We start from the raw sequence: 12,860 nt of genomic DNA, 5'->3' as shown, positions 1-12,860 counted from the left end.
TCACCGGGGGACGGTGACAGGCCGGACTTCGGGGCGGGCGTCAGGCGGCGGCGCGCTCGACGAGTTCCGCGATCTGGGCTTCGGCGGCGGGGGTCAGGGTGGTGAGGGCGAAGGCGGTGGGCCAGACGGCGCCGTCGTCGAGGGTGGCGGAGTCGTTGAAGCCGAGGGTGGCGTAGCGGGCCTTGAACTTCTCGGCGGACTGGAAGAAGACGACGACCTTGCCGTCGCGGGCGTAGGAGGGCATGCCGTACCAGAGCTTGGGGGTCAAGGCGGGGGCGCTGGACTTGACGATGGCGTGGATGCGTTCGGCGAGCACGCGATCCGAATCCTGCATTTCGGCGATCTTGGCGAGGACGTCGGGCTCCAGGTCGGCCTTGGCGCCGCGGCGGGCGGCCGTCTTGAGTTCGGCGGCGTGGTCCTTCATGGCGGCGCGCTCTTCGGCGGAGAAGCCGACGGTGGTCTTGGGCTTGCCATTGGTGCGGGTGGCGGTCTGGGTGGTCATTTCGATTTCCTTTGTTATCCGTGTTTTTCGTGTTATCGGTCTTGCAGAAGGCCAAGGACATTGCCGTCCGGGTCGGTGACGGTGGCGACGCGGCGGCCCTCGCCGACATCGCGCACCGGCTCCCGGACGGTGGCGCCCGCGGCGGTGAGCTCGGCGAGCTTCGCGTCGAGATCGGTCACGTGCCAGTACGCCACGGGGGAGGTCAAGCCCTGCGGGCCGCCGCCGGGCACCAGGCCGATGTGCTGGCCGCCGACCTCGAAGCCGACATAGAACGTGCCGTCGATCTGCGGCGGCACACCCAGCAGCGCGGTGTACATCAGCTTGGCTTTCCCCAGGTCGGAGACGGGATGGAGAACGGTTTTGATTGCCGTTTCGCTCTCGGTCCGTTCGTCTTTCGTCATGCATACAACGGTAGGGAGAGCCGGAAACCGCGACATCCGTGCCGACCACGGAGCGCACCACGGAAAAGAACCCGTGGTCCGTCTCGGGCGACGGCGGGTGCCGGATGCGTGAGAATGGGGACGTGTCGAAGCAGAAGGTCTCCGCCGGGATCTCGGACCGGGAGGCCGAGGTCCTGACTCTAGTCGGGCAGCATCGCAGTAATGCCGAGATCGCCGCCGAGCTCTATATCTCGGTGCGCACGGTCGAAACCCATGTGTCCTCGCTCCTGCGCAAGGTCGGCGTGCCGGACCGCCGGGCGCTCGCCGGGCGCGCGGCCGAGCTCACCCGGGCCGAACCGGACAGCGAGACGGTCGCGGTCCTGCCCTCCCCGCTGACCTCGTTCGTCGGACGGGCCACCGAACGCGCCGCCTTGCGGGAGGCGGTCGCCGCGCAGCGGCATGTGACCGCGCTGGGCCCCGGCGGCGTCGGCAAGACACGGCTGGCCCTGGCCGTCGCCGCGGATCTGGCGGGCGAATTCGCCGATGGCGCCTGGTTCGTCGATCTGGTGCCGGTGACCGATCCGGATATGGCCGGAGCCGCGGTGGCGCGGGCGCTCGGGGTCGGTGAGCAGCCCGGGCGCGGCATCGACGATTCGGTGCTGACCGTCCTCGCCGGTCGGCACACCCTGCTGGTCCTGGACAATTGCGATCACCTGCGCGAAGGCATCGGGCCGTTCATCGAGCGGCTGCTCACCGACTGCCCGCGCGTGACCGTCCTGGCCACCAGCCGGGCGCGGCTCATGGTGCCTACGCGGTACCGCCGCTCTCCCTGGACGATTCCGCCGCCGATGCCATCGCACTGTTCCTGGACCGGGCCGCCGCCCTGGGCTGGCCGGTGGATCCGGAACAGCACGACCAGGTTTCGGAGATCTGCCATCGGCTCGACGGGCTCGCCCTGCCCATCGAACTCGCCGCCGCCCGACTGCCCACCCTCGGCCTGGACGGCCTGGCCGCGAGCCTCGCCGATCCACTGCGCCTGCTCGTCGGCGGCCGCCGCGCCGACGACCGGCACCGCTCGGTGCGGGCCATGCTGGACTGGAGTCACGCCCTGCTGACGGCGTGGGATCGCTGCCTGCTGCGCCGCATCGCGGTCTTCGTGGCGCCGTTCACCGCCGCCGATGCCGCCGCGGTGGCCGGATTCGCACCGCTGAAACCGAATACGATCACCGAGGGCCTGGCGCGGCTGACCGAGCAGAGCCTGCTCACCGCGGTGCCGTCCGCCAGCGGCACCCGCTACCGGGCCCTGGAAACCATCCGCCAATTCGAGTCCGAGCAACTCGTCGAGACCGGTGAGCTCCCGGAAACCCTTGCCCGCCACCTGCGTTGGTGCCTGTCGACCGCCGCCGAACTGGCCGCGCGGCAGCCGCGCACCGACGGCGGCTGGCGCACTCGATTCGACGCGGCGGCCGACGATATCCGGGCGGCGCTGGCCTGGGCGGCCGAACAGGACGCCCATCGCGCCGACGCGTACACGCTGGCGCGGACCCTGGCAGGGATGGCCTTCGATCGGAATCTGCTCGGCGAGTCCCAGCTGCGCTACGAGCAGGCGGCCGATCTGGCCCCCGACCCGGCCGCCGCGGCCGCCGCGCTGCGGCATGCCGCGGAGGTGGCGGGTTGCCGCATGCGCGGCGAGGACATGTACCGGCTGTACCGCGCCGTCGCGGAAACCGCTCGGGTGGCCGGGGATTCGGCCGCCGCGGCGCGCGATCTGGCCACCGCCGCGATTACCGTCTTCCGGTTGTCCCAAGCCTTCACCGCACCTTTGCCGCCGGGCGAGGCCGCTGACCTACTGACCGAGGCTCGCGGCCTCGCCGACGCGGATCCGGCGGCGGCAGCCGCCATCGCTCTCGCCGAGTGCGGTGTGCACGCACCCACCGCCGACTCGGCGCCGGATGATCCGAACTCCGCTGCGGCCGAGGCGATCTCCCTCGCCGAACGAGCGGTGGAGCTGGCCCGCGCGACCGGCGATCCACTGGCTGTCAGCGCTGCCCCCGATGCGCTCGCCGCGTCCCAATGCTGGGCCGGGGACATCTTCGCCACCGCCGAAACAACCCGCCGCCGAGTCGAATTGCTCGCCGCGGCCCCGGCCACACCGGCCGCGGCGCTGGAACAGGTCAACGCGCTCACCGAGGCCGCCGACATCTCCATCGGCGTGGGCGATCTGGAGCGCGCCCGCCAATGGGGCAAGCGGCTGCGCGACCTGCCGCTGCTGGCCGAAAAGGGCGACTTCGCCACTTCCCGGCTGCTGGTCGCGGACGCGCTGGCGGGCAATACCAACGAAGTCCTCACCGCCAGCGGGCGTTTCCTCGACGCCTGGGAGCTCTCCGGCCGCCCGCACGCGCCCAACCTCGCCACCGCCGCCGCCGCGGTGGCGCTGGTGCACGGTCTGCGCGGCGACGACGAGTCCCGCTCCACGTGGCTGTCCATCGTCGACGACCTCGGCGTGACCCCCGACCAGAAGGCCGCCTACACAGCCGTTTTCGACGCCCTCGTCCACCTCCACCACGAACGGCCCGACCAGGCGATGGCCACATTGGCCGCCGACCCGGACAAGCTCGACGAACAGGTCATCTGGATCTGGCGGCACTGGTACCTCGCCCTCCGTGCCGAAGCCGCCGCCCGCACCGGTCATCCCGACGCCCCCGGCTACCTCGCCCGCGCTCGCACCGAAGTCGCGGGCAACCCGGTCGCCGACGCGATCCTGGATCGGGCCGCCGCCCTGCTCGACACCTAGCGGGCGATGGCACGGGCCAGGTGATCGGTGCTGCGCCGGGCCCAGGCCGCATGGTCCAGCAGGGCGGCATCGTCGCCGGAAGGCCGGGACAGCAAGATGCCGGAGCCGGGAATACGCCGGGCGGCGGGCAGGGTGATACCGCAACTGCCGAGATAGCTGAGCATCATTGTGGTGCACAGGATTTCGGCATTGGCGCGGTCGTAGCAGATCGGATCGGATTGCAGCTCGGCGATCGGGGCCGGGGCCCGCCGAACCGTGGGGCACAACAGCGTGGCGTCGCCGAGTTCAGCGGCGAAGTCGGCGCGCAGGCCAGCCATTGCGGCATAGACGGGTGCGATGGACTCCGCTGTGCGCGTGTTGCTTTCGAGCCTACGGCGGGTGGCGGGCTCGATCGGCAGGGTCGAGGCGAGGCGGTGGCCGTGCAGCCGGTACGCCTCGGCGCCGACGATCGTTCCACCGTCATCCATCAGCTTCGTGGCGGCTCGCAGCGACGACAGATCGCGAAATCGAATGCCCGCACCGGCCGCGCGCAGCCCGGTGACGACGGCCGCGAAGTCGGCGGCCAGCTCGGGCGACAGGTCCTCCGACCATTCACCCACGGGCACAACGAATTCCGGTGGCGTCGATCGCGAGCCGATCGGCGCGGGCAGCAGTATCCGGTCCAAGGCCACGAGATCCTCGACGGCGGTGGCGAAGACGCCCACGCTATCGAGCGTGGCGGACAGCGCGGCGAAGTCGTGCGGGCCGTATCTGCCCGGGCTGGCCCGGTATCCGACAATGCCGCACAGGGCGGCGGGCACGCGCACCGAGCCGGAGGTGTCGGTGCCGAAGGCCAGCGGGACGATGCCGCGCGCGACCGCGACGGCGGAGCCGGAGGAGGACCCGCCCGGGATCGACTGCGGGTCGAGCGGATTGGCGGGGGTGCCGAAGTAGCCGTTGATACCCAGGCCCGAGAAGGCGAACTCGCTCAGATTGGTCTTGCCGATGGTGACCAGCCCGCCATTGTGCGCCCGCCGCACCAGGTGACTGTCCACGGCGGCGGGTTCATCGTGCAGATGGGCGGCCGAGCCGCAGGTCGTGACGGCGCCCTGAACGTCGAAGACGTCCTTCCATGCGATGGGCACGCCGTCGAGCCCGCCGCGGCGAGCGCCGCGCGCGGTGCGGGAATCGCTGGCCTCGGCTTGGTAGCGTGCGCGATCCGCGGTGACGGTGATCAGCACCGCGGCCGAATCGGGTTGCCGGGCGCGGTCGATGGCGGTGGCGACCAGCTGCGCCGAAGTGGTCTCGCCGTCCGCGAGGGCCCGCGCCAATGCGGTAGCGGTGGTCATGACAGGCACGCTATCGCGCCGCATTCCCGCGCCAACATGTGCAAACATCCACCGAATATCGTCAGCACTGTGAGTATCTCCATTTCGGACGGCTGCCTCCGGCCTGTTGACTGAACGGCATGACAGCGTTGAGCTACCCCGAGCCGGTGACCGTCCCGGCCCGGCAGGCCAGATCGGTGACCCTGCGCACCGGTGAGCGACTGCGGATCACCGATGCGCACGGCGGCCAGGTCGGCGATGTGTTCGCCTACAACGTCGACGACATCACCGAGTACCACAGTGCCGCCCACACCCGCACCCACACCAGTCGGTTGTTCCCCGCGCCGGGCGAAGCCTTCGTGACCAATCGCCGTCGCCCGATCCTCACCTATCTGGCCGACACCTCCCCCGGCGTCCACGACATGCTGATCGCCGCCTGCGATCCGGAACGCTATGCGGCATACGGGGATCCGGATCACGCCAGCTGTGCGGACAATCTGCGGCGGGCCATGGCCGCACACGGCCATCACGCGCTGGCGCACATTCCGCAGCCGATCAATGTCTTCATGCGCATCCCCGTCGCCGCCGACGGCGCGCTGTCCTGGCTCGAAGCGCCCACCGCCCCGGGCGATTCCATCACCCTGCGCGCGGAGGTGGACTGCCTCGTCGTGGTCTCGTCCTGCCCGCAGGACCACAACGTCATCAATGGCGCGGGCCCCACCCCGCGCTCGCCCCGTTCGGCCTCGGCCGCCTGGCGCTGCGCAACCGTTTCGCCGTCGCGCCCATGACCCGCATCTCCGCCACGTCCGACGGCGTCCCCACCGCCCAGATGGCCGAGTACTACCGCGAATACGCGGCGGGCGGCTTCGGATTGATCATCACCGAGGGCATCTACCCCGATGCCGAGCACAGCCAGGGCTACTTCAATCAGCCCGGCCTGGTCACCGAGGCGCACGTCTCCGGCTGGCGCGCCGTGGTGGACGCCGTGCACGAGGCCGGGGCGCCGATCATCGCGCAGTTGATGCACGCGGGCGCGATCTCGCAGGGCAATGCCTACGGCTACGAGACCATCGGCCCCTCGGCCGTACCGCCGCGCGGCAAGATGATGGTCGACTACGGCGGCGTCGGCGGACCGTGGAGCGCGCCGCGGGAAATGACCGCCGACGATATCGAGGATGTCATCGGCGGCTACGTCGCCGCCGCCGAGAATGCCCGCGCGGCCGGTTTCGACGGCGTCGAGATCCACGCCGCCAACGGCTATCTGCTCGATCAGTTCCTCACCGACTACACCAATCAGCGCACCGACGAATACGGCGGCCCGGTGCGCAACCGCATCCGGCTGACCCAGCGCGTGCTGCGGGCGCTGCGCACGGCGCTCGGCGATTTCCCCATCGGCGTGCGGCTGTCGCAGACCAAGGTCAACGACTTCACCTACCGCTGGCCCGGCGCCGACACCGATGCACGGATCGTCTTCGCCGCGCTGGCCGAGGACGCCACCTATCTGCACATTGCCAGTGAGGGCCGCAATTTCCTGGAGACCGCGCGCTTCCCCGACGGCACCACCATCACCGAACTGGCCCGCGAGGTGTCCGGCCGCCCGGTCATCGCCAATGGCGGTATGCACGCCCTGACCCAGGCCGCGGACGTACTGAACGGCGGGCACGCCGACCTGCTGTCCCTCGGCACGGGCGCGCTGGCCAATCCGGATCTGCCGCGCAAGGTCGAGACCGGCGCGGAACTGGCCAAGTTCGATCATGAGATGCTCCATCCCATGGCCAATCTGGACAGCACCGCGGCGTGGCGCGCCCGCACCACCGCATGATCGAACGCACCTGGACCCGCGGCGCGGCCGCCGTGGCGACACTGACCTTCGATGTGGACGCCGAGACGCCCATCCTCGCGGAGGGGCGGCACTTCGCCGATCACCCCATGGTCATGTCGCACCAGTCCTACGGACCGGATGTGGGCGTGCCGCGGATTCTCGACCTGCTCGACGAGATGGCGGTTCCCGCAACCTTCTTCGTACCGGGCTGGGTGGCCGAGCAGCGGCCGGGACTGGCCCGTTCGATCGTGGACCGCGGGCACGAGGTGGCGCACCATTCCTACAGTCACCGTGCGCCCACCTCACTGCCGCCCGGGGCCGAGCGCGTGGATTTCGCTCGGGCACTGGATGTTTTCACGGCGCAGGGCATCGAGATCACCGGACATCGGGCGGCCATGTGGAGCGCCAGCCGCGAAACCACCGGTCTGGTGGCCGAATACGGTCTGACCTACGACTCCTCGCTGATGGGCGACGACCGGCCGTATCTCATCGACGGTCCGCACGCGCCGGTGGTGGAACTGCCGGTGCACTGGTCGCTCGACGACTGGGAGCAGTACGCGTACCTGCCCGAACCGCGCATCGGGGCGGTCATCGAATCACCGGTCAAGGTCGAGGAGATGTGGCGCGCCGAACTCGACGGTATGCGGCACTACGGCTGTCTTTTCAATGTGTGCATGCACCCGTTCCTGACCGGGCGGCCGGGCCGGATGCTGGCGCTGCGCAACCTCATCGAATACGCCCTCGAATGCGGTGACGTCACCTTCGCGCGCTGCCGCGAGGCGGCCGAGTGGGCGCGTGCGGACGCCGCGACGCCGCAGCGCGCGGTCCCGAGCTACGACGTGGATCCGGAAACCTACCCGCGCTGACCGGCGGTCTCGGCCGCCAGGGCCAGGAACAGATCGACGGTGTCCTCGAGCCGGTTCACATTGCGCCCGGTCAATTCCGTGATCCGCGCCATGCGATTGCGCAGGGTATTGACGTGCACGTGCAGCGCGGCGACCGTCACGCCCCACTGGCCGTCATGGGCCAGGAAGGTGCGCAGGGTGTGCTCGAGCTCGGTGTGCGCGCGGGCGTCGTGCTCCCGGATGATGCCCAGCACCTGATCGGAAAACCGGTGCAGCACCTGGTCATCGAGCAATCCGAGCAGCATGCGGAAGGTCGCGATATCGGCGAAGGCGGCGGTGTCCGGGCCGCCCTGCGCACGTAGCACCTGGCACACCTCCCGGGCCCGCACCAGCGGTTCCCGCAGCGCACCGGCCCCCGCCGCGATCTCGCCCAGCCCGATGACGACCCGGGTGGCCGTGCGCCGCCCGACCTCGGCCGACATCTCGGCGGCGAACCGCATCAGCTCCTCCGGCGTCCGCTCCCACGGGCACACCGCCACCAGGTCCCGGCTACCCGCCGCGGTGAACACCGGAATGCCGCGCGCGGCGAAGAAGGCCCCCGCCGCATCGGCGATCTCGTCGGCCGGGTGGTCGCCGCCGGGCGCGGCCCTGACGGCCAGCGCGAAGACGCCCAGCGGCCGGTCCGACGGCACCCCGTAGGCGCGCAGCCGCTGCCCCACCTCGCCACTGCGGCGCGGCCCCGACAGGATCATCTCCAGCAGTTCCGCCGCGAACCGCGCCTCGATGGCCTGCACCGCTTGCTGTTTGGTCACCTCCAGGCTCAGGAACCGCGCCGCCTGGGCCAGCGCCTCCCGATCCGCGGCGCCCAGCCGTGCGACCGGTTCCAGGCAGTACAGCCCGGCATCGATCTCCCCCATCGCCCCCTCCACGAGATACAGCGCCGCGGGCCCGGCCCCCAGCTCCACCTCGATCGGCGGCGGCATGCGATTGAGCGCCGCCGCGGCCAGCCGAATCTGCTCATCGGTCGGCTCACAGCTGATACTGGCCAGGCAGCGCCCCTTGCGATCGACGACCAGCAAGGGCAATTCCGTTTCCCCGCGCAGGATTTCGAGCACGCCCGCCGCACCGCTGCCGCGCGACAAGGCGGTCGCCAGGGCGTCGCCGCGATGCACGGTCGCGGTCAGCTCGGCCTGCAACACCTCGTTCTGGATGCGCGCCGCGGCCCGGGTCACCGCGGCGAACGGCACCCCGATACACAGCTCGACCAGCGGCAGTCCACGCGAGACGCACAGCGCCGCAAGCCCTTCCGGCAGTTCCGGCGTCTGCGCGGTGAGCCCGAACACCAATCCGGCCGCGCCCGCGCGGGTGACGGCGTCGACGAAGCGCTCCGCCGGGACATGCGCCAGCCACAGACCGTTGCTCAAGACGAGCTCGCCGGAACGGACATACGGCGACGGGTCGGGCAGTTCGGTGGTGTGCAGCCAGCCGATCTCCGCGGTGAGGCGATCGGTGAGCTCCGGGGTCGTGATCCGCAGGCCGAGCGCGGGATCGGCGACGAGCCGATTGATGGTGAGCATCACCCGTCCCCTACAGCGCCGCCAGCGTGGTTTCCACCACGCCGAGCAGCGCCTGCCGGTCTTGCTGGATCGGCGCCAGCACCCGCAGGCCGTAGTACGTGCTCTGGATCTGGCGGGCCAGGGTTGCGGCGTCGGGGGTCGAGGCTATCTCGCCGGTGCGCTGACCACCCGAAACAGCTTCGCGCAGCGCGTGTTCCACAGCCGTGAAATGCCGCCGGACTTCGTCCGCGACCTCGGGGTCGGCGGCCGCCCGGTCGATCGACGCATTGATGGCGAAACAGCCCGCCGCATCCGCCCCGGGCTCGGCGGTATCGGCGTCGATCGCATGCACCATGAGGTCACGAAGCCGTTCCTTGACCGAGCCCGGTCGGCTCAGTAGCTCGATCTGCGCGGCGGTGGCGGTCTCGTAGTACCGGCGCAGCGCCCGCAGATACAGCTGCCGTTTGTCACCGAAGGTGTTGTACAGGCTCGATGTCCCGAGACCGGTGTATTCGGCCAGGTCCCGGGTGGAGATGGCCTCGTATCCGCGCCGCCAGAACGCGTCCATTGCCGCGCTGACGGCGCGCGTCTCGTCGAACTTCCGCGGCCTCGCCATGACTCACACTCTAGGTCCGGTCACCGGACCACTCCGATCGCCTCGATCTCGATCATCTATTCCGGATCGGCGAGCGCGGCGACCTGCACGAAGGATTCGGCGAAATAGGGCGGCGCGAAATGCTCGGCGCGGACCTTGGCGAAGGTGTCCTGCCGGGCGATATCGGTGACGAACACCGTGGCCTTGACCACGCGGTCGAGCCCGGAGCCCCCGTTCTCCAGCACCGTGGCGAGGTTGGCGAGGGCGCGCCGGGCCTGCGCCTCGAAGTCACCGCGGCCGACGGTGACGCCGTGCTCGTCGATCGGGGCTTGACCGGAGGTGAAGACGAAGTCACCCACCCGAATGCCCAGCGCGATCCCGGCGGAGTCGTACCAGTCGGGGTCGGCGGTGACGCGGACGCGCTCGGAAGCAGTCATGGTGGCCTCTCTCAGAGTTATGTAGCATTTGATACAAAACAATGTTAGCGTCCTTCCGACTTCCCCACACACAGGAGGACCACCCATGCCCCTAGCCGTCTACATCCTCGGCTTGGGAATCTTCACCCAAGGCACCTCGGAGTTCATGCTCTCCGGACTGCTCCCCGGAATGGCCGCCGACCTCGATGTCTCCATTCCCGATGCGGGACTGATCATTTCGGCCTTCGCCATCGGAATGGCGGTCGGCGCACCGCTGCTCGCCGTCGCCACCCTGAGCTGGCCGCGCCGCACCGCCCTGGTCGCCCTGCAGGCGGTCTTCATTGCCGCGCACGTGGCCGGTGCGGTCGCGCCGAACTACGGCGTGCTGTTCGCGACGCGCATTGTGAGCGCGCTGGCCTACGCCGGGTTCTGGGGCGTAGCGGTGGCGACCGCCGTCGCCCTGGTCCCGGCGCAGGCCAAGGGCAAAGCCGTTGCCGTGGTCGCGAGCGGGCTGACCCTCGCCACCATTGTCGGCGTCCCGGCGGGCACCGTGCTGAGCCAATTCGCCGGATGGCGCGCGGCATTCTGGGGCGTCGCCGCGCTGACCCTGATCAGCCTGCTCGGCGCGCTCCTCGCCATTCCGGCCGCGACCGGGACGCAGGACGAAACCCACACGGTCGGTGCGGAATTGCGCGCCATGGCCAGACCGCAGCTGTGGCTGTCCTATGCCATCACGGCCTTCGCCTTCGGCGCGGTCATCGTCACCTTCAGCTACCTCGCCGCACTGCTGACCGAGGTGAGCGGACTCCCCGAGGGCTGGGTCCCCGCCGTGCTGGCGCTGTTCGGTGTCGGCGGCCTCATCGGAATGGCCGTCGGCGGCAAGTTCGCCCAGACCTACCCGATCCGCACCCTCACCGCCGGAATCGGCGTGCTGGTGACGGCCTCCCTGGCGCTCGCCCTGCTGGCGCACCACACCGCCGTCACCATCGCCCTGGTCTTCATCCTCGGCATTGCCGGATACGTCACCAATCCCGTTCTGCAGTCCCGGGTTTTCACCCTCGCCCCCCGGCGCCCCCCGCCCTCGTCGGGGCCACCAACACCGCCGCCTTCAATATCGGCAATACCCTCGCCCCGATGCTGGGCGGCCTCACCATTACCGCCGGGTTCGGCTTCACCTCGGTCGCCTGGGTCGGCGCGGCCCTCGGCGCGGCCGGTCTGGCGGCCGCGTTGTGGGCGGGCCGCCTCCAATACCGGAGCACCGGCCCGCGGGTCGCGGCGGATGCGAAGCCGCGACCCGAATTGACCTCGTCCGCGGCCTGATTCGCGGCAAGCGGGTCACCGGAAAACCAGCATCGGCGCATGTTTCGGACCGGCCTGCGGGAGCGGCCGGTGCGTGGGATCCTCCACGCATGGCCGCGCTCTCCCGCATCCGCCACGTGAAGATTCCCGTGAGCGATCTCGTACGCAGCGTCGACTGGTATCGCGGGCTCCTGGACCTGGAGCTCGCCGCCGAGTTCAAGGAGCAGGGCGTCCTGCGCGGGGCGCAGCTCATGCACCCCTCCGGATTCGGGATCGCGCTGCGGGAGCGCGAATACTGCGCGAGCAAGCCTGTTCTCGCCGATTTCGACGTATTCGCCCTGGAGGTGGACGCCGTCGAGGAGCTGCACCGGCTCGCGGGACGGGCGAAGGAGCTGGGCTACACCCACTCCGAGGTGATCGATCGGGGCGAGTACGGGGCATTCCTCGATATCGTCGATCCGGACGACACGGTCATCCGGTTCCTCGCCAACAATCCCATCCACCACGGCCGCTTCGTCGGCGTCGACTCCGGGGCGGATGGGACCTTCACGGTGTACGACCGGCCCAGTCTGGGCTGATCCGCGCTAGCCGGAGATCTCCCGGTATCCGCTCTTCTCCTTGGCGGCAATGGCTTTCGCGGCCTGTGCGGCGGCCTTGTCCGGAGTGCCGCAGCGCTTGACCGCGACCGAGCCCACCGTACCGAGTTTGCCGTACCGGGTGGCCACCATATCCAGACCCGGATCGGTGGTGATCTCCCAGAACTTGGCGCCGGTCGAGCCGGTGTTCTCGAAGTAGCGGCGGGTGAGGTCGGGTCCGCGACGCTGGCCCCCGGACAGCATCATGGTCTCGGGCACGGCCAGTTCCAGCTGGTCGGCCAAGCGGCGCAGGAACGAGACCGCGAAAATCCAGGACAGCGAACGCTCCCACCACGCGTCGGCCGGGTGGCGACCCTCGACCAGCCGAGCGAACACCCGATCATCGGCGGGATCCGGGCAGAACTCGGCGAACACCGTGTCGAGAGCGCCGTCGAATCCCACCACCAGCGGGGCCAGGGTCACGAGAACCGGCTCCCACTGTTGTCTGCGTTCGCCCCGCAATGCGGCCGCGTACTCCTGTCCGGCGGCCCGGGTGCGCGGCAGCTCCCGCACTACCTCGGCGGGGCCGAGCAGGCGCAGGCCGCTCTCGCCGAGCCGCCATTCGGCATGACCGACGCGCTGCCACAGCGTGCGCAGGATATCGGTTAGCGGAGCCTCGAGCGCCGCCTCCAGCGCCTCGATCTCCGCCGTGTCGGCGGGTGGGCCCACCTCCGCCCGGAAGCCCGCGAGCCCGGGTGAGTGTGTCGTG

At 70.2% G+C, this 12,860-nt stretch carries 13 protein-coding genes; 6 read left to right on the top strand and 7 right to left on the bottom strand.

Going from position 1 to position 12,860, the window contains the following annotated elements; genetic code table 11:
* Window positions 1-40: 40 nt before the first annotated feature.
* Both NC4_RS07385 and NC4_RS07380 read right to left on the bottom strand, forming a co-directional pair.
* On the bottom strand, window positions 41-502 hold the full coding sequence (locus tag NC4_RS07385) for an iron chaperone (RefSeq protein ID WP_067534218.1): 462 nt from the start codon (window positions 500-502) through the stop codon (window positions 41-43).
* 32 nt (window positions 503-534) lie between these two features.
* On the bottom strand, window positions 535-903 hold the full coding sequence (locus tag NC4_RS07380; RefSeq protein ID WP_067534215.1) for a VOC family protein: 369 nt from the start codon (window positions 901-903) through the stop codon (window positions 535-537).
* Window positions 904-1,025: 122 nt separating this feature from the next.
* Between NC4_RS07380 and NC4_RS41475 the strand changes: the two genes are divergently transcribed.
* Complete coding sequence (locus tag NC4_RS41475) at window positions 1,026-1,997, top strand: ATP-binding protein (RefSeq protein ID WP_218020953.1); 972 nt, start codon at window positions 1,026-1,028, stop codon at window positions 1,995-1,997.
* Between the two features lie 1,675 nt (window positions 1,998-3,672).
* Here the strand turns inward: NC4_RS41475 and NC4_RS07370 are convergent.
* Window positions 3,673-5,004 (bottom strand): amidase family protein, encoded by a 1,332-nt coding sequence (locus NC4_RS07370; protein ID WP_169814742.1) that lies wholly within the window; start codon window positions 5,002-5,004, stop codon window positions 3,673-3,675.
* Between the two features lie 119 nt (window positions 5,005-5,123).
* Between NC4_RS07370 and NC4_RS07365 the strand changes: the two genes are divergently transcribed.
* Genes NC4_RS07365 through NC4_RS07355 form a run of 3 tightly spaced genes read left to right on the top strand, consistent with a single transcriptional unit; the run spans window position 5,124 to window position 7,671 of the window.
* Window positions 5,124-5,771, top strand: a complete 648-nt coding sequence (locus tag NC4_RS07365; RefSeq protein WP_067534209.1) for a DUF1989 domain-containing protein — start codon at window positions 5,124-5,126, stop codon at window positions 5,769-5,771.
* Window positions 5,768-6,805, top strand: coding sequence for an oxidoreductase (locus NC4_RS07360; RefSeq protein WP_245721546.1), 1,038 nt, complete (start codon window positions 5,768-5,770; stop codon window positions 6,803-6,805). The genes NC4_RS07365 and NC4_RS07360 overlap by 4 nt, the downstream gene beginning before the upstream one ends.
* Window positions 6,781-7,671, top strand: coding sequence for a polysaccharide deacetylase family protein (locus NC4_RS07355; protein WP_245721545.1), 891 nt, complete (start codon window positions 6,781-6,783; stop codon window positions 7,669-7,671). The genes NC4_RS07360 and NC4_RS07355 overlap by 25 nt, the downstream gene beginning before the upstream one ends.
* Here NC4_RS07355 and NC4_RS07350 read toward each other — a convergent pair.
* Genes NC4_RS07350 through NC4_RS07340 form a run of 3 tightly spaced genes read right to left on the bottom strand, consistent with a single transcriptional unit; the run spans window position 7,659 to window position 10,238 of the window.
* Entirely contained in the window at window positions 7,659-9,227 is a 1,569-nt protein-coding gene (locus NC4_RS07350; protein WP_067534205.1) for a PucR family transcriptional regulator, read from the bottom strand. The genes NC4_RS07355 and NC4_RS07350 overlap by 13 nt on opposite strands.
* Window positions 9,228-9,237: 10 nt before the next feature.
* A complete protein-coding gene (locus tag NC4_RS07345) occupies window positions 9,238-9,822 on the bottom strand; it encodes a TetR/AcrR family transcriptional regulator (protein WP_067534202.1) in 585 nt (194 codons plus the stop codon).
* A 56-nt stretch (window positions 9,823-9,878) separates the two neighbouring features.
* The gene (locus NC4_RS07340; protein WP_067534195.1) at window positions 9,879-10,238 is read right to left on the bottom strand and encodes a RidA family protein; all 360 of its coding nucleotides are present in this window, start codon (window positions 10,236-10,238) and stop codon (window positions 9,879-9,881) included.
* Between the two features lie 85 nt (window positions 10,239-10,323).
* Here NC4_RS07340 and NC4_RS07335 point away from each other — a divergent pair, with 85 nt between their 5' ends.
* Together NC4_RS07335 and NC4_RS07330 are read left to right on the top strand one after the other, a co-directional pair.
* Window positions 10,324-11,520 carry a Cmx/CmrA family chloramphenicol efflux MFS transporter gene (locus NC4_RS07335; RefSeq protein WP_218020951.1) on the top strand — a complete coding sequence of 399 codons (1,197 nt, stop codon included), beginning with the start codon at window positions 10,324-10,326 and terminating at the stop codon, window positions 11,518-11,520.
* A 106-nt stretch (window positions 11,521-11,626) separates the two neighbouring features.
* On the top strand, window positions 11,627-12,094 hold the full coding sequence (locus tag NC4_RS07330; protein WP_067534193.1) for a VOC family protein: 468 nt from the start codon (window positions 11,627-11,629) through the stop codon (window positions 12,092-12,094).
* Window positions 12,095-12,100: 6 nt separating this feature from the next.
* Here NC4_RS07330 and NC4_RS07325 read toward each other — a convergent pair whose 3' ends face one another.
* The gene (locus tag NC4_RS07325; RefSeq protein WP_067534190.1) at window positions 12,101-12,820 is read right to left on the bottom strand and encodes a WGR domain-containing protein; all 720 of its coding nucleotides are present in this window, start codon (window positions 12,818-12,820) and stop codon (window positions 12,101-12,103) included.
* Window positions 12,821-12,860 lie beyond the last annotated feature (40 nt).

Origin of the sequence: Nocardia crassostreae, assembly GCF_001613405.1 — a bacterium.
Lineage (GTDB): Bacteria > Actinomycetota > Actinomycetes > Mycobacteriales > Mycobacteriaceae > Nocardia > Nocardia crassostreae.
Note: the sequence above shows the minus strand (reverse complement) of the source record. Positions and strands in the feature narration are given on the sequence as shown.

What these genes read in the sequence shown, in the direction of transcription:
- NC4_RS07385 (WP_067534218.1), bottom strand. Translation starts at nt 502, where the DNA reads ATGACCACCCAGACCGCCACCCGCACCAATGGCAAGCCCAAGACCACC.
- NC4_RS07380 (WP_067534215.1), bottom strand. Translation starts at nt 903, where the DNA reads ATGACGAAAGACGAACGGACCGAGAGCGAAACGGCAATCAAAACCGTT.
- NC4_RS07370 (WP_169814742.1), bottom strand. Translation starts at nt 5,004, where the DNA reads ATGACCACCGCTACCGCATTGGCGCGGGCCCTCGCGGACGGCGAGACC.
- NC4_RS07365 (WP_067534209.1), top strand. Translation starts at nt 5,124, where the DNA reads ATGACAGCGTTGAGCTACCCCGAGCCGGTGACCGTCCCGGCCCGGCAG.
- NC4_RS07360 (WP_245721546.1), top strand. Translation starts at nt 5,768, where the DNA reads ATGACCCGCATCTCCGCCACGTCCGACGGCGTCCCCACCGCCCAGATG.
- NC4_RS07350 (WP_067534205.1), bottom strand. Translation starts at nt 9,227, where the DNA reads ATGCTCACCATCAATCGGCTCGTCGCCGATCCCGCGCTCGGCCTGCGG.
- NC4_RS07345 (WP_067534202.1), bottom strand. Translation starts at nt 9,822, where the DNA reads ATGGCGAGGCCGCGGAAGTTCGACGAGACGCGCGCCGTCAGCGCGGCA.
- NC4_RS07340 (WP_067534195.1), bottom strand. Translation starts at nt 10,238, where the DNA reads ATGACTGCTTCCGAGCGCGTCCGCGTCACCGCCGACCCCGACTGGTAC.
- NC4_RS07335 (WP_218020951.1), top strand. Translation starts at nt 10,324, where the DNA reads ATGCCCCTAGCCGTCTACATCCTCGGCTTGGGAATCTTCACCCAAGGC.
- NC4_RS07330 (WP_067534193.1), top strand. Translation starts at nt 11,627, where the DNA reads ATGGCCGCGCTCTCCCGCATCCGCCACGTGAAGATTCCCGTGAGCGAT.